This window comes from Variovorax multivorans, from assembly GCF_051216835.1.
Taxonomy (GTDB): domain Bacteria; phylum Pseudomonadota; class Gammaproteobacteria; order Burkholderiales; family Burkholderiaceae_C; genus Variovorax.
Window position 1 is genome coordinate 37,570 of record NZ_JBPJZL010000010.1, and the last position, 23,761, is coordinate 61,330.

The 23,761-nt window shown below is 66.4% G+C and carries 19 protein-coding genes and 1 pseudogene; 6 read left to right on the forward strand and 14 right to left on the reverse strand.

Going from position 1 to position 23,761, the window contains the following annotated elements; translation table 11 throughout:
• Positions 1-191 precede the first annotated feature (191 nt).
• Complete coding sequence (locus ACSFCA_RS25010; protein WP_258354898.1) at positions 192-809, forward strand: LexA family protein; 618 nt, start codon at positions 192-194, stop codon at positions 807-809.
• 388 nt (positions 810-1,197) lie between these two features.
• Here the strand turns inward: ACSFCA_RS25010 and ACSFCA_RS25015 are convergent.
• Both ACSFCA_RS25015 and ACSFCA_RS25020 read right to left on the reverse strand, forming a co-directional pair.
• Positions 1,198-1,971, reverse strand: a pseudogene (locus ACSFCA_RS25015) (radical SAM protein); the annotation flags it as partial.
• Positions 1,970-2,242, reverse strand: coding sequence for a heavy-metal-associated domain-containing protein (locus ACSFCA_RS25020; RefSeq protein WP_435461397.1), 273 nt, complete (start codon positions 2,240-2,242; stop codon positions 1,970-1,972). The pseudogene ACSFCA_RS25015 and the gene ACSFCA_RS25020, both read right to left, overlap by 2 nt.
• A 105-nt stretch (positions 2,243-2,347) precedes the next feature.
• Between ACSFCA_RS25020 and ACSFCA_RS25025 the strand changes: the two genes are divergently transcribed.
• Positions 2,348-2,791 carry a universal stress protein gene (locus ACSFCA_RS25025; RefSeq protein WP_093058412.1) on the forward strand — a complete coding sequence of 148 codons (444 nt, stop codon included), beginning with the start codon at positions 2,348-2,350 and terminating at the stop codon, positions 2,789-2,791.
• 36 nt (positions 2,792-2,827) lie between these two features.
• Here ACSFCA_RS25025 and fusA read toward each other — a convergent pair whose 3' ends face one another.
• Both fusA and ACSFCA_RS25035 read right to left on the reverse strand, forming a co-directional pair.
• The gene (gene fusA / locus ACSFCA_RS25030) at positions 2,828-4,888 is read right to left on the reverse strand and encodes an elongation factor G (protein WP_435461398.1); all 2,061 of its coding nucleotides are present in this window, start codon (positions 4,886-4,888) and stop codon (positions 2,828-2,830) included.
• Positions 4,889-5,025: 137 nt separating this feature from the next.
• On the reverse strand, positions 5,026-5,649 hold the full coding sequence (locus ACSFCA_RS25035; RefSeq protein ID WP_435461399.1) for a TetR/AcrR family transcriptional regulator: 624 nt from the start codon (positions 5,647-5,649) through the stop codon (positions 5,026-5,028).
• A 142-nt stretch (positions 5,650-5,791) separates the two neighbouring features.
• Between ACSFCA_RS25035 and ACSFCA_RS25040 the strand changes: the two genes are divergently transcribed.
• From ACSFCA_RS25040 to ACSFCA_RS25055, 4 genes are all read left to right on the forward strand, one after another.
• Positions 5,792-7,003, forward strand: coding sequence for an efflux RND transporter periplasmic adaptor subunit (locus ACSFCA_RS25040; RefSeq protein WP_097199272.1), 1,212 nt, complete (start codon positions 5,792-5,794; stop codon positions 7,001-7,003).
• A gap of 15 nt (positions 7,004-7,018) precedes the next feature.
• Positions 7,019-10,186: an efflux RND transporter permease subunit gene (locus ACSFCA_RS25045; protein ID WP_258354910.1), complete on the forward strand. Its 3,168-nt coding sequence runs from the start codon at positions 7,019-7,021 to the stop codon at positions 10,184-10,186.
• Between the two features lie 10 nt (positions 10,187-10,196).
• A complete protein-coding gene (gene adeC / locus ACSFCA_RS25050) occupies positions 10,197-11,627 on the forward strand; it encodes an AdeC/AdeK/OprM family multidrug efflux complex outer membrane factor (protein ID WP_435461400.1) in 1,431 nt (476 codons plus the stop codon).
• An 88-nt stretch (positions 11,628-11,715) separates the two neighbouring features.
• Positions 11,716-12,795 (forward strand): hypothetical protein, encoded by a 1,080-nt coding sequence (locus tag ACSFCA_RS25055; protein WP_435461401.1) that lies wholly within the window; start codon positions 11,716-11,718, stop codon positions 12,793-12,795.
• 9 nt (positions 12,796-12,804) lie between these two features.
• Here ACSFCA_RS25055 and ACSFCA_RS25060 read toward each other — a convergent pair whose 3' ends face one another.
• From ACSFCA_RS25060 to ssuD, 10 genes are all read right to left on the reverse strand, one after another.
• Positions 12,805-13,566 carry an ABC transporter ATP-binding protein gene (locus tag ACSFCA_RS25060; RefSeq protein ID WP_435461402.1) on the reverse strand — a complete coding sequence of 254 codons (762 nt, stop codon included), beginning with the start codon at positions 13,564-13,566 and terminating at the stop codon, positions 12,805-12,807.
• Between the two features lies 1 nt (position 13,567).
• Entirely contained in the window at positions 13,568-14,827 is a 1,260-nt protein-coding gene (locus ACSFCA_RS25065) for an SfnB family sulfur acquisition oxidoreductase (protein ID WP_435461403.1), read from the reverse strand.
• A 51-nt stretch (positions 14,828-14,878) separates the two neighbouring features.
• The gene (locus ACSFCA_RS25070) at positions 14,879-16,201 is read right to left on the reverse strand and encodes an ABC transporter substrate-binding protein (RefSeq protein ID WP_258354915.1); all 1,323 of its coding nucleotides are present in this window, start codon (positions 16,199-16,201) and stop codon (positions 14,879-14,881) included.
• A 54-nt stretch (positions 16,202-16,255) separates the two neighbouring features.
• Positions 16,256-17,269: a branched-chain amino acid ABC transporter permease gene (locus ACSFCA_RS25075; RefSeq protein WP_435461404.1), complete on the reverse strand. Its 1,014-nt coding sequence runs from the start codon at positions 17,267-17,269 to the stop codon at positions 16,256-16,258.
• A 3-nt stretch (positions 17,270-17,272) separates the two neighbouring features.
• The gene (locus tag ACSFCA_RS25080) at positions 17,273-18,169 is read right to left on the reverse strand and encodes a branched-chain amino acid ABC transporter permease (RefSeq protein WP_435461405.1); all 897 of its coding nucleotides are present in this window, start codon (positions 18,167-18,169) and stop codon (positions 17,273-17,275) included.
• A complete protein-coding gene (locus ACSFCA_RS25085) occupies positions 18,169-19,059 on the reverse strand; it encodes an ABC transporter ATP-binding protein (protein ID WP_435461521.1) in 891 nt (296 codons plus the stop codon). Before ACSFCA_RS25085 ends, ACSFCA_RS25080 begins: the two co-directional genes overlap by 1 nt.
• Before the next feature lie 8 nt (positions 19,060-19,067).
• Positions 19,068-20,204, reverse strand: a complete 1,137-nt coding sequence (gene sfnG / locus ACSFCA_RS25090; RefSeq protein ID WP_258354919.1) for a dimethylsulfone monooxygenase SfnG — start codon at positions 20,202-20,204, stop codon at positions 19,068-19,070.
• Between the two features lie 37 nt (positions 20,205-20,241).
• Positions 20,242-20,844 carry an FMN reductase gene (msuE, locus tag ACSFCA_RS25095; protein WP_354336142.1) on the reverse strand — a complete coding sequence of 201 codons (603 nt, stop codon included), beginning with the start codon at positions 20,842-20,844 and terminating at the stop codon, positions 20,242-20,244.
• A gap of 341 nt (positions 20,845-21,185) precedes the next feature.
• Positions 21,186-22,376 carry an acyl-CoA dehydrogenase family protein gene (locus ACSFCA_RS25100; protein ID WP_435461406.1) on the reverse strand — a complete coding sequence of 397 codons (1,191 nt, stop codon included), beginning with the start codon at positions 22,374-22,376 and terminating at the stop codon, positions 21,186-21,188.
• Entirely contained in the window at positions 22,373-23,536 is a 1,164-nt protein-coding gene (ssuD, locus tag ACSFCA_RS25105; RefSeq protein ID WP_435461407.1) for an FMNH2-dependent alkanesulfonate monooxygenase, read from the reverse strand. Before ssuD ends, ACSFCA_RS25100 begins: the two co-directional genes overlap by 4 nt.
• Positions 23,537-23,761: the final 225 nt, after the last annotated feature.

Consider the following 23,761-nt stretch of genomic DNA (forward strand, 5'->3'; position numbering starts at 1 on the left):
GCCAGCGATGGACTGATTGTTACGCGGGCTGACAGTTGGGTCATCCTAAGACTGCGAAAGCTTTAAAACCAGGATAGAAATTTCGTCGAGCAGGTACAAAACTATCAAACTGCCGGAATGCCCTCTGGCTTGACGATGGAAGAGCTATCATCGATTTTCTTTCTATCCGAAACAGCGCCTACCCTAGGGCTGTGAACAGCCGTCAACTAATTCGCGAAGGACGCAAGCGCCTCCAGATGAGCGAGCAGCAATTTGCTGATGCGCTGGGGGTGAGCCGTGGCGCAGTACAGCAATGGGAAAAACAAGGCGGCACAGCTCCCAAGCGCGCCAACCAGGCGCGTGTGGCCAAGCTGCTTGGAATTTCCGTTGCAGAACTGGTCTCGGGTGTGTCGGCGGGCGCACGAGGGGTCGATGTGCGCGCTGAGGTTCCTCTGGTGTCCGAGGTCGAGGCAGGCAACTACACCGTCATCGACAACTTCAAGCCGACGACGCAATTCGACACCATCCCGGTGAGCGTGCCGGTCAAGAAGCACACCTATGCACTGCGGGTGCATGGCGACAGCATGGTCAGCGAGGCCGGCGACTCGTTTCCCGCCGGATCCATCCTGGTCGTGGAGCCGGAGATGGAGGCGGTGCCCGGCGACTATGTCATTGCGCTGAACGACGCCAGCGAGACCACGTTCAAGCAGCTCGTGAAAGACGGCGGAGACCTGTATCTCAAGCCGTTGAACAGCCGTTATCCCATCAAGCCGCTCGGCGACGCCCAGGTCATCGGCGTGGTGCGCGAGTTCACCAAGCGTTTTCGATAGCCGTCGCGAAAAACGCACGACGGTGTAGATAGATTTTCTAAGCAAAGATACATTTTTCATCCTGACGCAGCAACGGCCTGAATCGCATCCGGTGGGCACAGATCGACGCCCGGCTCAGCGGCACCAGGCGTCGATCTGGCGAATGAGGTCCGACCACAGAGCCTGTACCGCCACGGCCGCCAGCAGCAGGCCGGCCACCCTCGCCCCGCAGGTCTGGCGTGCCCCGCCGCCGCCCCACCGCAAGCGCTGCCAGAGCCACGGCCCGATCAGTAGCGAAAGACTGCTTCCCAGCGCAAACAACGCCATCAGTCCGGCACCCTGCAATGGTCCGTTGCCCAGGCTGGCCAGCATCAGGGCCGAATAGAGCAGCCCGCAAGGCAGCGCGACCCAAAGCAGCCCGGACGTCCCGCCGCAACAGGTCGTCGCGAGATAGCGCAAGGCCGCGAACCACGGGCAGGCGCCCCTGGTCGAGGAGGTCGTAGTACTCGTCCAGGCTCTTTGCGTTCTGGCTGTAGGTGGCGCCCACGCGGCCAATGCCGGAGACGCCGAGTGCGATCAGGTCGCCCTCGGGCCTGGTCCCGTAGCCCTGGAAGTCGCGCTGCAAGCGCCCTTGCCTCCTGGCAACCGCGAGAGGATCGTCGGGCAGCGCGAAGTGGTCCATGCCGATGTAGACGTAGCCCGCTTCGGTCAGCCGCGTGATCGCGCTTGCGAGCATGCGCACCCGCGTGGCGGCATCGGGCAATTCTTCGGCCGCAATGCGCCGCTGCGGCTTGAAGCGCTCGGGCAGATGCGCATAGGCGTACAGCGCGATGCGGTCGGGCCGCAGCTCGTTGATCTGCGCGAGCGTGCGCTCGAAGGAGGCATCGTTCTGCCGCGGCAGGCCGTAGATCAGGTCCACGTTGATCGATTCGAAACCCAGCGTGCGCGCCGCATCCATCAGCGAGAAGACCTGCGACGCCGGCTGGATGCGATGCACCGCCTGCTGCACCTCGGGGTCGAAGTCCTGCACGCCGAAGCTCAGGCGATTGAAGCCCAGCGCGGCCAGGTTCGCCAGCCGCTGCGCGTCGACCGTGCGCGGATCGATCTCGATGGAGCGCTCGCCTCCGGGCACGAAGGCGAAAGACCGGTGCAGCAGCGCCATGAGCTCGCCCAACTCCGAGTCACACCACACGCGCCCGCCGGCTGGCCCCATTGACCTGTGCCTCGCGCACCCCGGGCACCTTCAGCAGCGCAGCCTCGACGGTGAAAGCGCAAGCGGTGCAGTGCATGCCTTCGACCGCGACCTGCGATGCCCACTGGCCGGTGGCTGCATCGCCCTCCACCAGCTGGCCGAACGCCGGCCATTCGGCCGGGTCGTCGAGCACCTGCCAGGTGTCGGCGGTGGCCGCAGCGGCTGACGGATGCGTAGAGAACGGGGCGAGCGCAGCTTGCATCGGAGCGAGGCTAAGGGCGGGCCTCGCGGTGCCCTTTGATCTGCATCAACGTCCGAAGCCGTGGCCTGCCTAAGCTCGCGGCACACCTATCCCTGGAGACCTCACATGTTCAAGCGCATCCTCGTCGCCACCGACGGCTCCACACTTTCGAAGAAGGCTGTCGCGAGCGCGATCGCTCTCGCCGCTCAGAACGATGCCGACCTGGTGGCGCTCAACGTGGTTCCGCGCTACCCCCGAAGCTACTTCGAGGGCTCCATGACCTTTTCGCCAGAGGACATCGGCCGCGTCGAGAAGCAATGGGCCGAGAAGGCACAGGCAATGCTCGACACCGTGAGCGCACGCGCCAAGGAAAGCGGCGTGCGTGTCAAGACGGCGACGGCCAACTCGGACCTGGTGGCGGAGTCGATCATCGCCGCGGCGAAAAAGCACAAGAGCGACCTGATCGTGATGGCCTCGCACGGCCGCAAGGGCATCAAGCGGCTGCTGCTTGGCAGCGAGACGCAGCACGTGCTGGCGCATTCGGCGCTGCCTGTGCTGGTGCTTCGCTAGCCGGGCCCATTGCGATATCTCGCAAACACAATTCCCCTAGTCCTCTTCATGCACCCGGTACTGGTCCGTCAGCGTCTGCTGGACAGCCGGTGGCACCGCTTCGTAGTGTGACAACGCAATGGTGTAGCGCCCCTGGCCGCTGGTCATTGCATTGAGTCGCGACTGGTAGTTGGCCAGTTCGGCCATGGGCACCTGCCCGCCGACGGTCACAACACCGCCCCCCAGGGCCGACGTTCCGGTGACCAGGCCGCGCCGCGACGACAGGTCGCTGGTGACATCGCCGACGGAATGCTCCGGCACGTCGATCTCGATCTGGACGATCGGCTCGAGCACGACTGGCCGGGCCTCGCGGATGGCGGCCATGAAGGCCTTGCGGCCAGCGGTTGCGAAGGCGATGTCCTTGCTGTCGACGCTGTGGTGCTTGCCATCGTGCACAACAACGCGCACATCGACCACGGGGTAGCCGGCGATCGCGCCGCACACCAGCACCTCGCGCACGCCCTTCTCGACCGCGGGGATGAACTGGCCCGGAATCGCGCCACCCCTGACCTCATCGGCGAACTGGAAGCCCGCGCCGCGCGCCAGCGGCTCGATGCGCAGGAAGACTTCGCCGAACTGGCCAGCGCCGCCGGTCTGTTTCTTGTGCCGGTGGTGGCCCTCGGCCGGCACGGTCACGCTCTCGCGGTAGGCAATGCGGGGCGGGCGCGTCTGGACCTCGAAGCGATACACCTCGCGCAGCCGTTCGAGCACGATGCGCAGGTGCAGTTCGCCGAGCCCGTAGAGGACCGTCTCGTTGGTCGCGGCCACATGCTCGATGCGCAGGCACGGATCCTCGGCCGTGAGCTTGCCGAGGATCTCCCAGGCGCGCTGCTCGTCGCCATGGCGCTTGGGCTCCACGGCCAGGCCGTACACCGGCACCGGGAACGCCAGAGGCGCGAGATGCACGTGGCTGTCTTCGGCCACATCGTGCAGCACGGCGTCGAAATGGATCTCCTCGACCTTGGCCACCGCCACGATGTCGCCGGGCACTGCGTGCGACACCTCGACATGGTCCTTGCCCTGGAGCATGAACAGGTGCCCCACCTTGAAGGGCTTGCGGCCGTCGCCGATGTAGAGCTGGCTGTCGCGCGTGAGCGTGCCCTGGTGTACGCGGAAGATGCCCATCTTGCCGACATAGGGGTCGATCGTGACCTTGAACACGTGCGCCAGCACGTGCAGCGACGGGTCGGGCCTGGCCTCCATGGGCCTGGCCTGCGCGCCCTCGCCAACGATGAAGTCCGGCGGGTTGGCCTCGGTCGGGTCTGGCAGGAGCTTGACGATCACGTCCAGCAGCTCGGCCACGCCGGCGCCGCTGCGCGACGAGACGAAGCACACCGGGATCAGGTGGCCTTCGCGCAGCGCCTGCTCGAGCGGCGCATGCAGCTCGGCCGGATCCACGTCGCCTTCCTCGAGGTAGCGGTCGACGAAGGCCGCGTCGACCTCGACCACCTGCTCCACCAGCGCGCGGTGCGCCGCTTCTACAGGGCCGAAGTCGGACCGCCCGAAGCGGTTGAAGAAGCAGTCCACCACCTGCCTGCCGACCCCGTCGGGCACGTTCAGCGGCAGGCATTCGCGGCCGAAGGTGGCCTGGATGTCGGCCAGCAGGCCCGCCAGCGAGACGCCCTGCGAGTCGATCTTGGTGACGATGATCATGCGGGCAAGGCGGCGCGAGGCCGCGTACTCCATCATGCGCACCGCCATCGGCTCGATGCCTGTGGCGGCATTGATGACCACCGCCGCCGTTTCGACCGCCTCCAGCGCCGGCAGGCTCTGGCCGAGGAAGTCCGGGCCGCCGGGCGTGTCGATGAAGTGGATGCGCGTGCCGGCATGCGTGAGGTGCATCACCGATGCGTTGAGCGAGTGCTGCATGCGGCGCTCGAGCGGGTCGTGGTCGCTGACGGTGCTGCCGCGTTCGATGCTGCCGCAGGCACCGATGGCGCCTGCCTTGTACAACAAGGCCTCGGCAAGAGAGGTCTTGCCGGCGGCCGCGGCGCCGACGAGCGCCAGCGTTCGCAGTGCTTCCACTTCGGCCGCGAGGCCGTTCGATCGGCTTGGCATGGCATGGACTCCTTGGCGTCCGCAAGGCTGGCCCGGCGGCCCGCAGGGGCTCGGGCGGTGCGCAAAGACGCCGGGTCAGCGTACGGGATTGACCGTGCCAACGCAAGCTGGGTGCGCGCGGCGCGCATGTCGCAAGCTCACTTGGCCTTCTTTCCTTCGGGCGCATAGCCTCCGAGAAAGGTCTGCAGAGCCCGTCGCGTTGCTTCCCGCAAATCCTTTCGGGATAACGGTCCTTCGATACCGAGAAGAGCCGGCATGACGGTCTCCGAATCCAGCAATGCCGTCAAGTGGCGCGCCGCTACCTGCGGATCGGCCTTGCGCAGCCGGCCCTTTTGCATCTGCAGTTCCAGAAACCCCGCCACCTCCGTCAGCCCCTTCTTGGGCCCTCCTTCGTAGAACAGCCGCCCGATGTCGCTGCGGCCTGACTCCGCGATCACGGCCCTGCGCGCCTGGATGGCCTCTTGCGAACACACCACCGCCAGGATTTTTTCGCCGAAGCGTTGCAGCACTTGTTCGAGGTCGTCGTCGCTCTCCTGCCCGAGCGCCTCAAAAATTGGCGCGAAATGGACCTTGGCCGTGCCATGGGTCACGGCAACGAACAGCTCCTCCTTGGAGCTGAAGTAGCCATACAGCGTGGCCCTCGAGCCGCCCACGCGCGCAGCGATCTCCACCATGGAGGCCCCTTCGAATCCCAGCTCCCGGAAGACCTCCGCGGCCACCTGAACGATGGCGTCGCGCTTGGCCTCTGTTTTGACTCGCATCTAAATGCCTCCTCATTTCTAGACAACAGTGTTCATTATTAATTGACAACCTCTGGAAGTCAAAATACATTACTGGACACTACTGTCTGTTTAACAGCAGGCCGACCCCATCACCAATCCGTCGCTCTTCAGGAGATTCGCCATGCGTCCACCTCTCACCTATGGCCTGACCTTCACGGCAGCCCTCGCTTCTACCTTCATGCTTGTCGCCTGCGGCAAGCCACCGGGCGGGCCGCCTGCCGCGCAGGGCATGCCCGAGGTCGGGGTGGTGTCGGTGCAGCCGCAGCGCGTGGCCATCACGGCCGAGCTGCCCGGGCGCACGACGCCCTTTCTCATCGCCGACGTACGGCCCCAGGTCGGCGGCATCGTGAAGGCCCGCCAGTTCCGCGAAGGCAGCGACGTGAAGGCCGGCGAAACGCTCTATCAGATCGATCCCGCCACCTACAAGGCGACCTACGACAGCAACGTCGCCGCGCTCGCCAAGGCGCAGGCCAGCCTCACGACCACGCGGCTGAAGGCCGAGCGCTACAAGGAACTGGTCGCCATCAAGGCCGTGAGCCAACAGGACTACGACGACGCCGCCGCCTCGCTGGGCCAAGGCGAGGCCGATGTCGCCTCGGCGCGGGCCAATGTGGAGACGAGCCGCATCAACCTCGCCTATGCGCGCATCGACGCGCCAATCTCCGGGCGCATCGGCAAGTCGACAGTCACGCCCGGCGCGCTGGTCACGGCGAGCCAGTCGACCGCGCTGGCCACTATCCAGCAGCTCGATCCGATCTATGTCGACGTGACGCAATCCAGCGCCGCGATGCTTCAGCTGAAGCAGGCCATGGCCCGCGGCGATCTGCAAAAGAGCGGCGCCAACGCCGCGAAGGTGCGGCTGCTGCTCGAAGACGGAAGCGCCTATCCGCTCGAAGGCAAGCTCGAGTTCTCTGACGTTACCGTAGACCAGAACACCGGCGCCATCACGCTGCGCGCGGTGTTTCCCAACCCCAAGGCGGACCTGCTGCCCGGCATGTACGTGCGCGCCGTGTTGCAGGAAGGCGTGAAGGAACAGGCGCTCATGGTGCCGCAGCAGGCCGTGTCGCGCGACAGCACCGGCAAGCCGACGGCCTATGTGGTGGATGCCCAGCACAAGCTGCAGCGGCGCGTGCTCGAAACGGAACGCGCCATCGGCGACCAATGGCTGGTGCGCAGCGGCCTGCAGGCCGGCGACCAGCTCGTGGTGGACGGCCTGCAGCGCGCGGCGCCAGGCGTCGAGGTGAAGACGGTGCAGTGGAACCCCAAGTCCAAGCCCGGCACTGAAACGACTGCCAAGGCGGCCCTCCCCTCGCCCGGCACCACGGCGGACTGATCCAGGAAGACCACCATGGCACGCTTCTTCATCGACCGCCCCATCTTCGCGTGGGTCCTCGCCATCATCGTGATGCTGGGCGGCGTCATGTCCATCGCCACGCTGCCGATCGCGCAGTACCCGAGCATCGCGCCGCCCGCCGTCGCAATCACCGCCAACTACCCCGGCGCTTCCGCCAAGACGCTCGAAGACACCGTCACCCAGGTCATCGAGCAGAAGATGAAGGGACTGGACCGGCTGAGCTACATGGCATCGACCAGCGAGTCGTCGGGCTCGGTCACCATCACGCTCACCTTCGAGAACGGCACAGACCCCGACACCGCGCAGGTGCAGGTGCAGAACAAGCTCTCGCTTGCCACGCCGCTGCTGCCGCAAGAGGTGCAGCAGCAGGGCGTCACCGTCACGAAGTCGGCCACCAACTTTCTGAACGTGTTGGCCTTCACCTCCGAAGACGGCAGCATGAACGGGTCGGACCTGTCCGACTACGTCGCGGCCAACGTCCAGGACGCAATCAGCCGCGTCGAGGGCGTGGGCGACACCACGCTCTTCGGCTCGCAGTACGCCATGCGCGTATGGCTCGACCCGAACAAGCTCTCCAGCTTCAGCCTCACGCCGCTGGATGTGAAGAACGCGATCACGGCGCAGAACGCGCAGGTTTCGGCCGGCCAGCTCGGCGGCATGCCTGCGGCAAGCAACCAGCAGCTCAACGCCACCATCACCTCGCAGACACGCCTGAAGACAGCGCAGGAGTTCGAGGACATCCTGCTGCGCACGCAGACCGACGGCTCGCAGGTTCGCCTGCGCGACGTCGCCCGCATCGAGCTCGGCAGCGAGTCGTACAACACGGTCGGTCGCTACAACGGCAAGCCGGCCGCGGGCCTGGCCATCAAGCTGGCCACCGGCGCCAATGCGCTCGACACGGTCAAGGCCGTCGATGCGCGCCTCGCCGAGCTCGAGAAGTTCTTTCCGCAGGGCATGAAGGTGCAGAAGCCCTACGACACCACGCCCTTCGTGCGGATCTCCATCGAGGAGGTCATCAAGACGCTCGTAGAGGCCGTGGTGCTGGTGTTCCTGGTGATGTATCTCTTCTTGCAGAATTTCCGCGCCACGCTGATTCCGACCATTGCGGTTCCGGTGGTGCTGCTGGGCACCTTCGGCGTGCTCGCGGCCTTCGGCTTCACCATCAACACCTTGACGATGTTCGCGATGGTGCTCGCCATCGGGCTGCTGGTGGACGACGCAATCGTGGTGGTCGAGAACGTCGAGCGCGTGATGGCCGATGAAGGCCTCCCGCCCAAGGAGGCCACGCGCAAGTCCATGGGCCAGATCACCGGCGCGCTGGTCGGCGTGGCCCTGGTGCTGGCGGCGGTGTTCGTGCCGATGGCTTTCTTCGGCGGTTCCACGGGCGTGATCTACCGGCAGTTCTCCATCACCATCGTCTCGGCCATGACGCTGTCGGTGCTCGTGGCGCTGGTGCTCACGCCCGCTCTTTGCGCGACACTGCTCAAGCCGGTCGACAAGGATCATGCGATGGCCACCACCGGCTTCTTCGGCTGGTTCAACCGCAGCTTCGATCGCGGCAACCGCCGCTACCAGGGCATCGTGCGGCACATGGTGGGCAAGGGCTGGCGCTACATGGCCTTGTACGCGGTCTTGTTTGCCGTGGTGGTGTTCGGCTTCATGAAGCTGCCGGTCGGCTTTCTGCCCGACGAAGACCAGGGCACGATGTTTGCGCTGGTGCAGCTGCCGCCGGGCGCGACGAACACGCGCACGGAAGAAGTCATCCGCCAGGTGGAGCATCACTTCCTGGTCGATCAGAAAGACGCTGTCTCGGGCATCTTCACGGTGGCGGGTTTCAGCTTCGCGGGCAGCGGGCAGAACACCGGCTTTGCCTTCATCAAGCTCAAGCCCTGGAATGAACGCGAGGGCGAGGCACTGAGCGTGACGGGAGTGGCCGCAAAGGCCGGCGCCTTCTTCAACACAATCAGGGACGCAAAGGTGTTTGCCTTCGCACCGCCCGCCGTGGCGGAGCTCGGCAACGCGACCGGCTTCGACCTGATGCTGCAGGATCGCGCCAACCTCGGGCACGAGGCGCTGATGCAGGCGCGCAACCAGCTGCTCGGCACGCTGGCCAAGGACAAGCGCCTGGTGGCCGTGCGCCCCAACGGGATGGAAGACACGCCCGAATTCAGGCTCGAGATCGATCCGCACAAGGCGCAGGCCCAGGGCCTTTCGATGTCCGACATCAACGACACCTTCTCCACCGCCTGGGGCAGCAGCTACGTCAACGACTTCATCGACAAGGGGCGCGTGAAGAAGGTGATGCTGCAGGCCGATGCTCAGTACCGGATGCTGCCGGAGGACATCGACCGCTGGTACGTGCGCAACAGCGCCGGAACGATGGTGCCCTTCACCTCGTTCGCCAAGGCTGGCTGGAGTTCGGGCTCGCCCCGCCTGGAGCGCTACAACGGGGTGCCCTCGGTGGAAATCCTGGGCATGGCGATGCCGGGAGCTGCATCGAGCGGTGACGCTCTCGCCATCGTCGAAGCCGCAGTCGCCAAACTGCCGCCGGGCATCGGCTACGAATGGACCGGCCTGTCGCGCCAGGAAAAGGCATCTAGCGGCCAGACCGGCCTGCTCTATGGGTTGTCGATCCTGATCGTGTTCCTGTGCCTTGCAGCGCTGTACGAGAGCTGGGCGATTCCGTTCTCGGTGATCCTGGTGGTGCCGCTCGGCGTGCTGGGCGCGCTTGTCGGCGCGATCCTGACGTGGAAGATGAACGACGTGTACTTCCAGGTCGGCCTGCTCACGACCATCGGGCTGGCGTCGAAGAACGCCATCCTGATCGTCGAGTTCGCGAAGGACCTGCATGCGCATGGCAAGAGCCTGGTCGAGTCGGCGATGGAGGCTGCTCGCATGCGACTGCGGCCCATCCTCATGACCTCGCTGGCCTTCGTGCTTGGCGTGTTGCCGATGGTGCTGGGCACCGGTGCGGGGGCCGGCGCGCAGCATGCGCTGGGCACGGCCGTCATCGGCGGCATGCTGTCGGGCACGCTGCTCGCGATCTTCTTCGTGCCTCTTTTCTTCGTGCTGGTGCGCGGTCTCTTCAAGGGACGGTCGCCCTCGCCTGCTTTGCCCGCCTTGCCGGACTCGCATGCACAACCGGCCGCGGCCGCTTCCTGAGGTGTCTGCCATGAAACCATTCCGCCTTGCTCCGCTCGCGCTCGCCGCCCTGATGGCCGGCTGCAGCCTGATTCCCACCTACCAGCAACCCACGGCGCCCGTGGCCGGCAAATTCGCCGGCGACACGGGCAACGCCCCGGCCTCCACGCCGGTGGCCGACCTCGGCTGGCGCGACGTCTTCACCGATCCGTCGCTGCAGCGCGTGATCGAGATGAGCCTCGCCAACAATCGCGACCTGCGCGTCGCGGTGCTGAACATCGAGAAGGCCCGCGCCCAGTACCGGGTGCAGGACGCGGCGCTCTTCCCCACCGTCAACGCCAGTGCCGGCGGCAGCGGCAGCCGCACGCCGGCCGACCTGTCGTCGACCGGCGAAGCCCTCACGGCGCGGCAGTACAGCGCTTCGGTCGGGTTCAGCTCCTACGAAATCGACCTGTTCGGTCGCGTGCGAAGCCTGAGCGCACAGGCGCTGGAGCAGTTCTTCTCCACGGCCGAGGCGCGCCGCAGCACGCAGATCACGCTGGTGGCCGAGGTGGCGACGAGCTACCTCACGCTCGCGGCCGACCAGGACCAGCTGAAGCTCGCGCGCGACACCCTGCGCAGCCAGAGCGATTCCTACAGCCTCAACCAGCGCAGCTTTGAACTGGGCGCGGCGTCGGCGCTCACGCTGAGCCAGGCGCAGACCAGCGTCGACACCGCGCGCGTCGACGTCGAGCGCTATACCTCGCAGGTAGCGCAAGACCGCAATGCGCTGGTGCTGCTCGTGGGCGCCGACGTGCCGGACGAACTGCTGCCGCAATCGCTGCCCGATGGCACGGCAGCCGCAGCGAGCCCGCTGGCCACCATTCCGCCGGGGCTGCCCTCGGAGCTGCTGCAACGGCGGCCCGACATCCTGCAGGCCGAGCGCGACCTGAAAGCCGCCAACGCCTACATCGGTGCGGCGCGCGCGGCTTTCTATCCGAGCATCAGCCTCACCGCGTCGGCCGGCACGTCGAGCAGCCAGCTCTCGGGCCTGTTCAAGGGCGGCTCGGGCAGCTGGAGCTTCGCGCCGCAGATCACGCTGCCGATCTTCGACGGCGGCGCCAACCGCGCCAACCTCAAGATAGCGACAGTGAGCCGCGACATCTCGGTGGCGCAGTACGAGAAAGCAATCCAGACGGCGTTCCGCGAGGTTTCGGATGCGCTGGCGCAACGCAACACGCTGGGCCGCCAGCTCGATGCACAACAGTCGCTGGTGAACGCAACGGCAGAGAGCTACCGGCTGTCGGACGCGCGATTCCGCCGTGGCGTCGACAGCTATCTGAGCGTGCTCGATTCGCAGCGCTCGCTTTACACGGCGCAGCAGAACCTCATCACCACGCGCCTGTCGCGCCTGACGAACCTCGTGACCTTCTACAAGACGCTGGGCGGTGGATGGACGGAGAACACTGGCACGCCGATCTGAGCGCCGTTGGCAATCCGGCTCCTCGCTAAGATGCGCACGGTAACGCCCGGCATTGCCGCCGCGGCGCAATCGCCACGAGGGAGCACCTTTGACCATCGACCTGCAGACGCTGAAGTGCGGTGAATGCGGCAGCAGCGTGCTTCAACGCGCCGGCCTCAACCAGTACACCTGCGCGCATTGCGGGTCGATGTCGGTCGTCGAGGACGACGTCTCCGACCGGCTGGAGCGGGTGCTCGAGCAGGTCAAGAACGAAGCCGGCCGACGGTTGGCGATCGAGCAGTCGGCACGCAGCAAGAGCATGGCCCGGATGATCGCCCTGGGCGCGGCGGCGGTGGTGGTGCTGGTCACAGGCTTCTTCGGTGTCATGGCCTACGTCATCGACCGCAACCAGCCGCCAGGAACGTACAGGCCCGGCGGGGCTTCGACAGCGCAGCGCACCATTCCGAGCGAAGGCCTCAAGCTCGAGGCGCGCCAGGTGCTGGTGGGCAACGGCAGCTCGGCCAAACCCCAGCTGCTGGTGATTGCGCGCAACGAAACCGGCACGGCCCTCGAGCGGCCGAACGTCAAGGCGATCTTCTTCGACCGCGACAGCCGCATCGGCGAGAACAGCGAATCTGTCCCCATCGGCACGCTGATGCCCGGCGAGACGGTGCCGGTACTGATCAAGCTGCCGGGCGACGGACCCCCCACGCGGCAGGAGCTGCAGGTGGATGCGCTGTCGGCACCGTACTGGAAGATCGAGGGTCCGCCGCTGCAGTTCACGCGCGCGCGGCTGGTGCAGCAGGAAGGCGAGACATGGCTGTATGGCCGCCTCGCCAACACGCGCAAGGATGAAATGGCGCTGGTCGGCATCGAGGTGCTGGTCACGCTGTACGACGATGCCGGCTCGGTCATCGGCTTCGGGCGGGGCTTCTCGCAGGCCAGCGAGATCAGGCCGGGCGAGCGCAGCGCGGCGGAAGTGCGCATCGAGCGCCTTGGTGATCGCAAGGTGCCGGTCGCGGCATGGGACTACCGCATCGACTACAACCTCACGGCAGGGGCGCAACAGGTCCGCAACCGGGTATTGAGCAGCAACCGCGTGATCCGCACGACCGGTGCGCCGGAGGCCCTTCCCCCGTCGCCGCAAATGAGCAGCCAGGCGCTGCTGGCCGACGTTGCCGGGCGCTAGGTTCGGTCTTCAGGCCACGGCTTCGGGAACGCCTTCGCCGAAATAGAAAGACTGGATGTCGGCACGCTGGCGCAGGGCCTGTGCATCGCCGCCAAGTACCGCGACTCCCGCCTCGAGCACCGTTGCGCGGTCGGCGTACTGAAGCGCGACGGTGGAGTTCTGCTCGGCAACGAGGATCGACAGGCCCTGCTCGCGGTTGAGCCGCCTCAGTTGCTCGAAGATGTCGCGCACCACCAGCGGCGCCAGCCCCATCGACGGCTCGTCGAGCACCAGCAGCCGGGGCCGCGACATCAGCGCGCGGCCGATGGCCGTCATCTGCTGTTCGCCGCCGGAGCTCAGACCGGCGAGCGTGCGTCGCCTTTCCTTCAGCTTGGGAAAGATCGCGTAGACCCGCGCGAGGTCTTCGGCGACTTCCGAGCGCCGCGTGCTGCGGCCGAGCCCGCCAGTCAGCAGGTTTTCTTCCACAGTCAGCGTGCGAAAGCAGTGGCGGCCCTCGAGCACCTGCACCAGACCGAGCCTGACGAGATCTGCCGGGCTGGTGCGGCCCGTGTCGTGCCCGTCGAAGACGATGTGCCCGGCCGTCACCTGCCCGCGCTCGGCCGGCAGCAGGTTCGACACCGCCTTGAGCGTGGTCGATTTGCCTGCACCGTTGGCGCCGAGCAACGCGTGGATTTCGCCGGCGCGCACGTCCAGGCTCACACCGTGCAGCGCGACGATGGAGCGTTGGTACGCGGCCTCGATGGCTTCGATGCGCAACAAGGGGGCCGTCACCTCAGCTCCAGGCATGGAACGGCGGCTTCACACCATTGAGGAAGTAGTTGCCCACGATGGCGTACTTCCACCGCACCGGGTCATGCAGCGTGTGCGTGCGTGCATTGCGCCAATGGCGGTCGAGGTTGTACTGCCCCAGCGTCGATCGCGTGCCCGCCAGTTCGAACAGCTTGTTGGTCGCAAGAATCGCGATCTCGGTAGACAGCACCTTGGCCTCCGCCGTCGCAATCTGCGCCGCAGCCACGCTGTCGGCATCTGGCGCAGCCACCGCGCGGTCGATCGCACGGCCCGCACGCTCCAGCAGGGCCTCGCTCGCATGCAGCCGGATCTGCAGGTCGCCCACCGCCTGGATCGAGTACGGGTCTTCCCATGCATGGTCGCGCTGGCTGTCTATCCACGGGCGCGTCTTGGTGCGGATGAAATCGACCGTCTCCGCGATGGTGCCGCGCGCAATGCCCACGTCGACCGCCGCCTGGATGATCTGGAAGATGGCGCCGTCGGCCGAGGGCGTGTCGTAGCCCTTGTAGGCCGGGATCAGGTGCGTCTTCGGTACCTTCACGTGGTCGATGACCACCGTGCCGCTGAGCGTGGTGCGCTGGCCGAAGGCCGACCAGTCGTCGATCACCGTGAGGCCCGGTGCATTGCGCTCGGCCACCACGTACCAGGTGTTGCCCTGCTCGTCGTTGGCCACGATGGGCACGTAGTGCGCGAGCAGCGCGCCGGTCGAATAGAACTTCTTGCCGGTCACCACCACGTGGTCGCCCGCATCGGTGAAGTGCGTCTCGAAATCGGCCGCGCGCCTGGAGCCCGATTCCGAGAACGCATTGCCCCAGCGCACGCCGCGCAGGAAGTCGGCGAAGAACAGCTTCTGCTGCGCCGCGTCGGACACCGTGCGCACCGCGGCGACGAAGCCCAGGTGGTTCTGCGTGATCTGCCCGAGCGAGGGGTCGGCCGCCGAGATGATCGCGATCACCTCGGCCAGCGTGGCGTACGAAACCTCTGCGCCGCCGAAGGCCTTGGGCACGTTGATGGCCCAGAGGCCGCTCTGTGAATAGGCGTCGATCTCCTCGACGGGCCAGCGGCGCAGGCGGTCGCGCTCGGAGGCGCCGACGATCAGCTTCGCGGCCAGGGCATGCGCCACGGCGATGGCTTCGGCGTCGTCGCGGATCACATGCGCGGGCGCGTCGGGCAGCGGCAGGCCGGGCACTGCATCGTTGGCTGCGGCCGGTGCGGATGCGGAGGGTTGGAGAACAGCGGACATCGGATGGCCTTTCGACTTGCGAGTGATTTCGAATGAGGACGTGCGTGGGGTTCAGTCGTCGATGCTCTTGCGCACCTTGACGTTCTTTTCCTTGGCATAGGCCAGCGAAGATTTTTCGATGATCGGCCGCAGCAGCTTCCAGTCAGGCGCGATCCAGTCGGACACCACGTTCCACTTGCTGCCGTCCCACTGCTGGAAGGCCACGCGGCCATCGCCTTCGTGGTTGTCCCAGGTCACGTTGATCGAATGGAACAGGCCCTTGGCGCCGAGCGCCGCGGCGCGTGCCTCGTCGATCTTCAGGTTTTCCAGGCCCCAGCGGACTTCGTCGCCGGTGAGCGTGCGCTTGCCGAACTTCGCCTGCGCGATGCGGATGGCCTCCACGTTCAGGATGCCGTTGAGCACGCCGAGGTTGTGATAGACGCTGCCGATGCGCTTCGGGTCCTGCAGGTTGCCCTTGCCCGCGCCGTAGACGGTCTTGGTGATCTCCTGCAGCACCGGGTACTGCGCACCCGCCGCCACGGTGGTGATGGCCACGTAGCCCTTGGCCGCATCGCCGGCAGGGATCACGTCTTCCTCGGAGTTGGACCAGACGTTGCCCACGATGTGGTCGACCGGAAAGCCCGTCTTCTGCGCTGTCTTGAGCGCCACCGGATTCATCACGCCCCAGCCGCGCAGCACCACGTAGTCGGGCTTCACGCGGCGGATGGTGAGCCACTGCGATTGCTGTTCGTTGCCCGGGTGCGGTACCTCGATCTGCTGCAGCGTGAAGCCGTACTTCTTCGCGAGCAGCTCATAGATCGGGATGGTCTCCTTGCCGTAGGGCGAGCCGTGGTACAGCACCACGATCTTCTTGCCCTTGAGCTTGTCGGCGCCGCCCTCCTTGCCCGCGATGTAGTTCACGATGCCGGAGGTTTCGCTGTACGGATTGAGCAGCAGCGGAAAGATGTACTTGAACACGCGGCCGTCGGTGGTATCGGTGCGGCCGTGGTTGATGGTGAGCAGCGGCACCTTGTCGGCCGTCACGCGGTCGATCAGCGCATAGGCGATGCCGACCGACAGCGGGTTCCAGGTCGCGATGCCGGGGCGCTGCTTGAGGCGCTCGTACACCTCCACGCCGCGCTCCACTTCGTACTGCGTCTCGCCCTCCTCCCAGGTCAGCTTGACGCCGCCCACGCCGCCGTCGCGCGTGTTCACCAGGTTGAGGTAGTCGATGAAGCCGCCGAAGAAGCCCGTGCCGCCAGCCGCGTAAGGACCGACGCGATAGCTCTGCAGCGGGAAGAACTGTTCGTTGCCGTCGGCATGCGCGAGCTGCAGGCCGCTCGCGGCCAGGGTGACGGCCACGGCCGCGGTTTTCAGGTGCTTGATGAAGGACATGGTGATGAAGACTCTCGGGATGCGAAGGAAAAAGGAAAGAAAGGTGCTGTGCGCTCAGGCCGGCAGGAACCTCAAGAAGCGCCTGCGTGCACGGTCCCAGAGGGCGACCAGCCCCTGCGGCTCGACGGCGAGGAAGAAAATGATCAGCGCGCCCAGCACGATGCGCTGGCTCATGTCGAGCACGCCCGAATCGAACCAGCCGCCGAAGAAGAAGCTGCCCACGCGCGAGAGCAGCAGCGGAAACACCACGATGAGCGCCGCGCCGAAGAAGGCTCCGCGGATCGTCGCGAGCCCGCCGATGATCACGATGAACAGGATCTGGAACGAGCGGTCGAGGTTGAAGCCCGCCGGCTCCACGGTGCGCAGGTACACAAAACCCCACAGCACGCCCGCCACGCCGACGATGAACGACGACACCGCGAACGCCAGCAGCTTGGTGCGCAGCACCGGCACGCCGATGACGCGCGCCGCCAGTTCGTTGTCGCGCACGGCGATGAAGTGGTGGCCCGTCTGCGTGCGCACGAGGCGCCATGCCAGCAGCGTCAACACCGTGACGACGGTCAGCGAGAAGATGTAGCGCCCCACCGGCGTGTCGAACACGATGCCCGCCACCTCGAGCGCTGGCGCGTCGATAACCCCCGAGGCGTTGTCGTTGCTGAACCAGCTGAACTTGGTCAGCGCCCATTGCACGAAGAACTGCGCGGCCAGCGTCGACACCGCAAGGTAGAAGCCGCGCAGCCGCAGGCTCGGCAGCCCGAACACCAGGCCGACTGCCGTGGCAGCAAGGCCAGCGAGGCCGATGCTCACGAGCAGCGGCAGTCCTTCCACGCGCAGGTTGAAGTTGTAGGCCGCGAAGGCGCCGACCGCCATGAAGGCCGCGGTACCCAGCGACAGCTGGCCTGCGTAGCCGGTCAGCAGGTTGAGGCCTACAGCCGCGAGCGACAGCGCAAGGAACGGGATCAGCAGCGCGTCGAACACATAGCCGGACGCAACAAACGGCACGACGCCGAAGGCGACGGCCAGTACGGCCAGCGGCCAGGTCCATGGAGGCACAGAAACGGTACGCATGGCTCAGGCGCGCTCCACCAGTTTCTGTCCGAACAGCCCGCTTGGCCGGATCAGCAGGAAGGCCAGCGCTGCGACGTAAGCGAACCAGCTCTCGATGCCTCCGCCTACGAAAGGCCCGATGTACACCTCGGCCAGCTTCTCCAGTGCGCCGATCACCAGCCCGCCGACGATCGCGCCAAGAATGGAGTCGAACCCACCCAGCACCAGCACAGGCAGTGCCTTCAGCACCACGAGCGAGAGCGAGAACTGCACACCCAGCCGCGCGCCCCACAACAGCCCGGCCACCAGCGCGATGACGCCGGCCGCTGCCCACACAGTGTCCCAGATGCGCGGCAAGCGCAGGCCCACCGCGATGGCCGCATAGGTGTCGTCCGCCACCGCGCGGAACGCCAGGCCCACGCGTGTGTAGCGGAAGAAGGCCGAGAGCGCCGCCACCATCACGCCCGCCGTCGCGGCGGCGAACAGGTCGAAGGTCGAGACCATGATGCCGAAGAACTGCAGCGGCTCGTCCGCGATGCCAAGCTCCAGCGCATGCACCTGCGTGCCCCACACCAGTTGGGCCACGCCCTCGATCACGTACGACAGGCCCAGCGTTGCCATGAACAGCGTGATCGGCGGCTGGTTCACCAGCGGGCGAAGCACGGTGCGCTCGATGGTCAGGCCCAGCAGCACCATGAGGGCGAAGGTCAGCACGAGCGCAAGTGCAAAGGGCACGCCGCGCTCGACCAGGCTCACAAAGGTGAGCGCAGCAAACAGCAGCTGCGCGCCCTGCGCGAAGTTGAGCACGCCTGAAGTCTTGTAGATCAGCACGAAGCCGATGGCCACCAGTGAATACATCACGCCCGAAAGCAGGCCGCCGATGAGCACCTCGGCGAAGAAGCTGAAGTCAGCGCCGTCCATCAGGCCTGCCCCTCTGCGTCGTCATGCGCCACGCCCAGGTAGGCATCGATCACGGCCGGGTCGCTGCGCACCTCGGCCGGTGTGCCATCCGCGATCTTGCGGCCGTAGTCGAGCACGGCCACGCGGTCCGACAGGCCCAGCACCACGCCGATGTCGTGCTCGATCAGCAGGATGGTGGTGCCGAATTCGTCGCGCGCGGCGCGCACGAAATGCGCCATCTCGCTTTTCTCGGTGACGGTCATGCCGGCCATCGGCTCGTCGAGCAGCAACAGTCGAGGCGCAGCGACCAGCGCACGCGCCAGCTCCACGCGCTTCTGCAGGCCATAGGCCAGCGTGCCGGCCAACCGCTCGCTCACGGTGCGCAGCCCGAGAAAGCCGATGATCGCTTCGGCCCGTGCGCGCGCATCCTCGCGCTCACGACGTGCGCGGCCCAGCCCGACCAGTTGTTCGATGAAGGTGGAACGCGCCGCATCGACGCGGCCGAGCACGATGTTGTCGCGCACGCTCAGGCCCTTGAACAGCGCGAGATTCTGGAAAGTGCGCGCAACGCCCAGCCGTGCCAGCCGCGCCGTCGGCACGTGGCCGAAGCCGCGTCCGCCGATCCACACGCGCCCGCGATCGGGCCGGTACAGCCCGCTGATGATGTTGACCAGCGAGCTCTTGCCGGCGCCGTTGGGGCCGATGATGGCGCGGATCTCTCCCTTCGCGATCGACAGGTTCACACCCGACAGCGCGGTGACGCCGCCGAAGGACAGGTCGATGCCCTCCAGCCGCAGCACGGCCGAGGTCGCGGTATCTCCCCCTGCCGCAGCCGTGCGACCCGCCGGCACGAAGGCCACCGGATCGACACCCAACGAGACGGGGCCCGCCTCGAAGAAAAGATCGGGCATCACGAGGCTCACGCCACGGCTTCCAGCGCTGCCTTGCTCGGCTTTTCTCCGCGAGCGGCCTGTTCCGCTTCGAGCTTGCGCACCAGCGGCAGCACCTTCTGGCCGAAGTACTCCACCTCCTCGATGAAGTGCAGGAAGCCCGTCAGGACGAGGTCGACGCCGATGGCCTTGAGCGCCACGATGCGTTCGGCAATCTGCTGCGGCGTGCCGATGAGGTTGGTGCGAAAACCGTCGTTGTATTGCACGAGGTCTTCGAAGGTGGACTTGGCCCAGTTGCCCTCGCCTTCGGGCGAAGACTTGCCAGCCTGCTTGGCCGCATCGCCGAAGGCGTGCACCGCCTCGACGTGTGCGTGCTTGATGATGTCGGCCAGCACGGCCTTGGCTTCCTCTTCGGTGTCGCGGGCGATGACGAACGCGTTCACGCCGATGCGCACCGTGTGGCCGTTCTGCGCGGCCTTGGCCTGGATGTCGTCGATCTGCGCCTTCAGGCCCTCGGGCGTGTTGCCGTTGGTGAAGTACCAGTCCGACACGCTGGCCGCGTTGTCGCGCGCTGCGCGCGAGCTGCCACCCTGGAAGATTTCGGGGTGGGGCTTTTGCACCGGCTTCGGGCTCAGCGTGTAGTCGCTGAAGCGATAGAAGTCGCCCTTGAAGGTGAAGTTGTCCTGCGTCCAGATGCCCTTGAGCGCGCGGATGAATTCGTTGGAGCGGCGATAGCGCTCGTCATGCTCCAGCCACGGCTCGCCAATGGCCTGGAACTCACCCTTGAACCAGCCGCTCACCACGTTGATGGCGATACGGCCATTGGAGATGTGGTCGATGGTGGCGATCTGCTTGGCCACCACGGCCGGATTCCATGGACCGGGCAGGATCGCAGCCAACACCTTGAGCTTGGTGGTCGCATGCAGCAGCGCCTGGCTGAAGGACACCGACTCGTGCTGGTACTCGGCACCGTAGCCAGCGGTGAAGCGGATCTGGCTCAGCGCGTATTCGAAGCCGGCCTTCTCGGCCGCGAGTGCGAGGCGCTGGTTGTATTCGAGGCTCCAGTCGGTGCGCTGCTCGATGGTGCTGACCACGAGGCCGCCGCTGACGTTGGGCACCCAGTAGGCGAACTTGACGGGGGCGGCGGTGGAAGACGGTTGGCTCATGGCAGGTTTCTCTCTGTGAACGGTCGGTGGGAGGGCTTCAGGCGGCCAGCGCAACGGGCGCGGGCTTGCGGATGGCGGGCGTGGCGGACGTGGTGGCCGGCGAGGCATCGCGCAGTTGTGGCACGGCGCGCGCCACGGCCAGCGCGATGCGTTCGCGCAGCGCGGGGTTGGCGATCTCGTAGCCCTCGAAGTCCTTCTCGACCGCGTAGACGCCGATGGGCAGCGTGCGGGCCTGGAAGAAGCTGAAGAGCGGGCGCAACTGGTGGTCGATGACCAGTGCGTGGCGGTCGCTGCCGCCGGTGGCCGCGAGCAGCACGGGCTTGTCGGTCAGCGCCTCGTGGTGAACGAAGTCGAACAGGTGCTTGAAGAGGCCGGTGTACGAACCGCGATAGACCGGGCTTGCTACCAGCAGCAGGTCGGCGGACTCGATGGCGGCAATGCTCTCTTCGACGGCGGCAGGCAACTGGTTGCGGTAGAGCACGCCGGCAAACTGCGGCCCGATCTCGCCGAGCGAGAGCACGCGCGCATCGATGGCGATCTCGTTGCCGAGCGCGGCCAGCAGTTGATCGACCAGCACTAGGGTGCGCGAGGGACGTTGCAGGCTGCCGGAGACGGCAACGACTTTCAGTTTTCGACTCATGTTGATATGACCTCTGTTTGGAAGCTGCGATCGATTCGCGGCGCACTCGATATAAGCGAATGGCGTGCCACTTCCTTTTTCCTTATGAATCAACGAGTTAGAGCGAAATGGCTATCTGCGCCCATGCTGGATCGGCAGCAGGCTGCGGGTGGGTTGCTGATGGGCCAGCAGTTCCGCCGCGATAGTTGTTTGGGGTAGATCGGTATGCGGCCGTCGCATGAACGCCAGGCAGCAATCCGATGAAGAAACTGCTTCCCCTGCAGCAGTGCGATGTGCACGCCGGAAAGCACAACGGGCCTGCGACGCGAAGCCGCAGGCCCGTTGCAAGGCAATGCCGAAATTCAGGAATAGAAGCTGGGTTGCGGCACGCGCGCATTGAGCGCCCAGTCGCCAAGTTCTCGCAGCTTGTAGTCGACCGGATCGTGCAGCGTGTGCACGCGCAGGTTGCGCCAGTAGCGGTCCAGGCGCAGCGCGGCGGTGGTGGCGCGCGCGCCCGTCACCTCGAACATGCGGTGCGCCACCTCGAGGCTCGCGCGTGTGCTCGCGACCTTGGCTGCGGCAACAGCAACAGCCACCTGCCCGCGCTCGTGCTCATCGAGCGAAGTGCCGCGCAGCCACGCCTGATCGAAGGCCGCGGCCGCCTGGTCGAGCAGCATGCGGGCGCCTTGCAGCGCGAGCCAGAAATCGCCGTAGTGCGTGAGCACGTAAGGGTCTTCGTTTGCAGCCGAAGCCGTCGAGAACAGCCAGGGGCGGCCTTGCTGCAGCGTGAACGACTTCGCCTCTTCGAGTGCGCCCTCCCCCAGCCCGAGGTAGATGTTCGCGAGGATCAGTTGCGCAAGCAGCGGGCGCAGGCAGGCGAACGGCGTCGAGAGCGGGCCGGGGTCGAGCAGCAGTTCCTTCACCTCGACGCGCACGCCATCGAACACCACGCTGCCGCTGTCGGTCTGGCGCTGGCCCATGTTGTCCCAGTCGCCCTGCACCGCAATGCCGGCGCGCCCCGTGGGCACGACGCCAATCAGCAGGCGATCGTTCGCGTCGAGGGCCGAGGCGAGCAGCATGTCGGAGTCGCTGGCACCGGAACAGAAGCTCTTGCGGCCCGAGAACACATAGCCCCCGTCGACGGCTTGCGCGCGCGTGGACTTGTCGAGCGGGTTCAACGCATTGCCCCAGAACCAGCGCCGCGCGCGGGTCTGTTCGATCCACGGCAGCCACTGCGCGCGCTGCGCGAAGAGCTGCGTGGTCGCGAGCAGCAGGTGATGAAAGGCGAACAGGTGCGCCACCGAGCTGTCGACACGCGCAAAGCCACGCACCACGTCGAGTGTCTGTTGCCAGCTTGCACCCAGGCCGCCGAGTTCGGTCGGCACGCTGAGCATCAGCAGGCCGCTGTCTCGCAGCAGGTCGCGCTCGACCTTCGGGGTGCCGCCACGCTGGTCGCGCTCGATGGCGGTCTGCGCCAATGTCTGCGCGACGCGCTGCGCGGTCGCGTGCCACGGCACGACTTCGTCGCCGGCCTCCGCGGAGAAATGCTTCATGCGGCGGCCTTCTCGGGCACCGGCACTCGCGACGACGGCGGCACGATGTCGTTGGCAATGACCTCGCCGAAGGGCCCGGTGATGTTGGCTTGCCCCGCCGGGCGCACATGGTCTAGCGGCAGCAGCGGAAACAGCAGTTCGGCCACGCGATAGGCCTCCTCAAGATGCGGATAGCCCGAGAAGATGAAAGTCTCCACGCCGAATGCCGCGTATTCCTTGATGCGTGCCGCCACCTCTTCGGGGCTGCCCACCAGCGCCGTGCCCGCGCCACCGCGCACCAGGCCCACGCCGGCCCACAGGTTGGGCGACACCTCCAGCCTGTCGCGCCGCCCGCCGTGCAATGCGGCCATGCGCTGCTGGCCCACCGAGTCGAAGCGCGAGAAAGCCTTCTGAGCGGCGGCGATGGTGTCGTCGGTCACATAGGAAATGAGTTCGTCGGCGGCGCGCCAGGCCGCCTCGCTGGTCTCGCGCACGATCACATGCAGCCGGATGCCGAAGCGCAGCGTACGGCCGTGCTTTGCCGCCGCGGCGCGGGCCTTCGCAATCTTGTCGGCCACATCGGCCGGCGGCTCGCCCCAGGTGAGGTACACGTCGACCTGCTCGCCCGCGAGTGCAATGGCCGCGTCCGACGAACCACCGAACCACAGCGGTGGATAGGGCTTCTGCACCGACGGATAGAGCGTCTTGGCGTTCTCCACGCGCAGGTGCTTGCCCGAGAAGTTGACGGTCTCGCCGGCCGCAACGCCGCGCCAGATGCGCAGGAATTCATCGGTGACCTCGTAGCGCTCGGCATGCGTCAGGAAGCTGCCGTCGCCGTGCTGCTCGTCGGGGTCGCCGCCGGTCACCACGTTGATGAGCAAGCGGCCATCGGAAAAGCGGTCGAGCGTCGCGGCCTGGCGTGCGGAGACCGTCGGCGAAATGATGCCGGGGCGTATCGCCACCAGGAACTTGAGCCGCTCGGTCTGAGCCGCGAGCGACGAGGCGACCACCCACGAGTCTTCGCAGGAACGCCCCGTGGGAATCAGCACGCCCTCGTAGCCCAGTTCGTCGGCGGCCTGTGCCACTTGCCGCAGGTATCGATGGCTCACGGTGCGCGCACCGCGCGAGGTGCCGAGGTAGCGGCTGTCGCCGTGCGTGGGGAGAAACCAGAAAAGTTGCATGAGGCGGTTCAGCAGTTAGCGTGCCAGTCGACCTGCCTGTGGGAACGCGCCGAAACGCGCGATTTCTGCTGCTCCAGCAGCAGCGGAACACCACATCTGCTGCACGCAGCACATTGCCCGCCCGCACTGCTGCCATGGAAGCAAAACAAGGATCGATATACGCATCGCATCGTTGGCCGGGCGCTTGCGCGCCGCCAACATGCTGCTGGCGCAGCAACCGTGCTG

Coding starts and splice junctions, on each gene's coding strand:
- ssuD (WP_435461407.1), bottom strand. CDS start 23,536: ATGCAACTTTTCTGGTTTCTCCCCACGCACGGCGACAGCCGCTACCTC.
- msuE (WP_354336142.1), bottom strand. CDS start 20,844: ATGAGTCGAAAACTGAAAGTCGTTGCCGTCTCCGGCAGCCTGCAACGT.
- ACSFCA_RS25085 (WP_435461521.1), bottom strand. CDS start 19,059: ATGCCCGATCTTTTCTTCGAGGCGGGCCCCGTCTCGTTGGGTGTCGAT.
- ACSFCA_RS25075 (WP_435461404.1), bottom strand. CDS start 17,269: ATGCGTACCGTTTCTGTGCCTCCATGGACCTGGCCGCTGGCCGTACTG.
- ACSFCA_RS25045 (WP_258354910.1), top strand. CDS start 7,019: ATGGCACGCTTCTTCATCGACCGCCCCATCTTCGCGTGGGTCCTCGCC.
- ACSFCA_RS25025 (WP_093058412.1), top strand. CDS start 2,348: ATGTTCAAGCGCATCCTCGTCGCCACCGACGGCTCCACACTTTCGAAG.
- ACSFCA_RS25070 (WP_258354915.1), bottom strand. CDS start 16,201: ATGTCCTTCATCAAGCACCTGAAAACCGCGGCCGTGGCCGTCACCCTG.
- ACSFCA_RS25100 (WP_435461406.1), bottom strand. CDS start 22,376: ATGAAGCATTTCTCCGCGGAGGCCGGCGACGAAGTCGTGCCGTGGCAC.
- adeC (WP_435461400.1), top strand. CDS start 10,197: ATGAAACCATTCCGCCTTGCTCCGCTCGCGCTCGCCGCCCTGATGGCC.
- ACSFCA_RS25040 (WP_097199272.1), top strand. CDS start 5,792: ATGCGTCCACCTCTCACCTATGGCCTGACCTTCACGGCAGCCCTCGCT.
- sfnG (WP_258354919.1), bottom strand. CDS start 20,204: ATGAGCCAACCGTCTTCCACCGCCGCCCCCGTCAAGTTCGCCTACTGG.
- ACSFCA_RS25080 (WP_435461405.1), bottom strand. CDS start 18,169: ATGGACGGCGCTGACTTCAGCTTCTTCGCCGAGGTGCTCATCGGCGGC.
- ACSFCA_RS25065 (WP_435461403.1), bottom strand. CDS start 14,827: ATGTCCGCTGTTCTCCAACCCTCCGCATCCGCACCGGCCGCAGCCAAC.
- ACSFCA_RS25020 (WP_435461397.1), bottom strand. CDS start 2,242: ATGCAAGCTGCGCTCGCCCCGTTCTCTACGCATCCGTCAGCCGCTGCG.
- fusA (WP_435461398.1), bottom strand. CDS start 4,888: ATGCCAAGCCGATCGAACGGCCTCGCGGCCGAAGTGGAAGCACTGCGA.
- ACSFCA_RS25035 (WP_435461399.1), bottom strand. CDS start 5,649: ATGCGAGTCAAAACAGAGGCCAAGCGCGACGCCATCGTTCAGGTGGCC.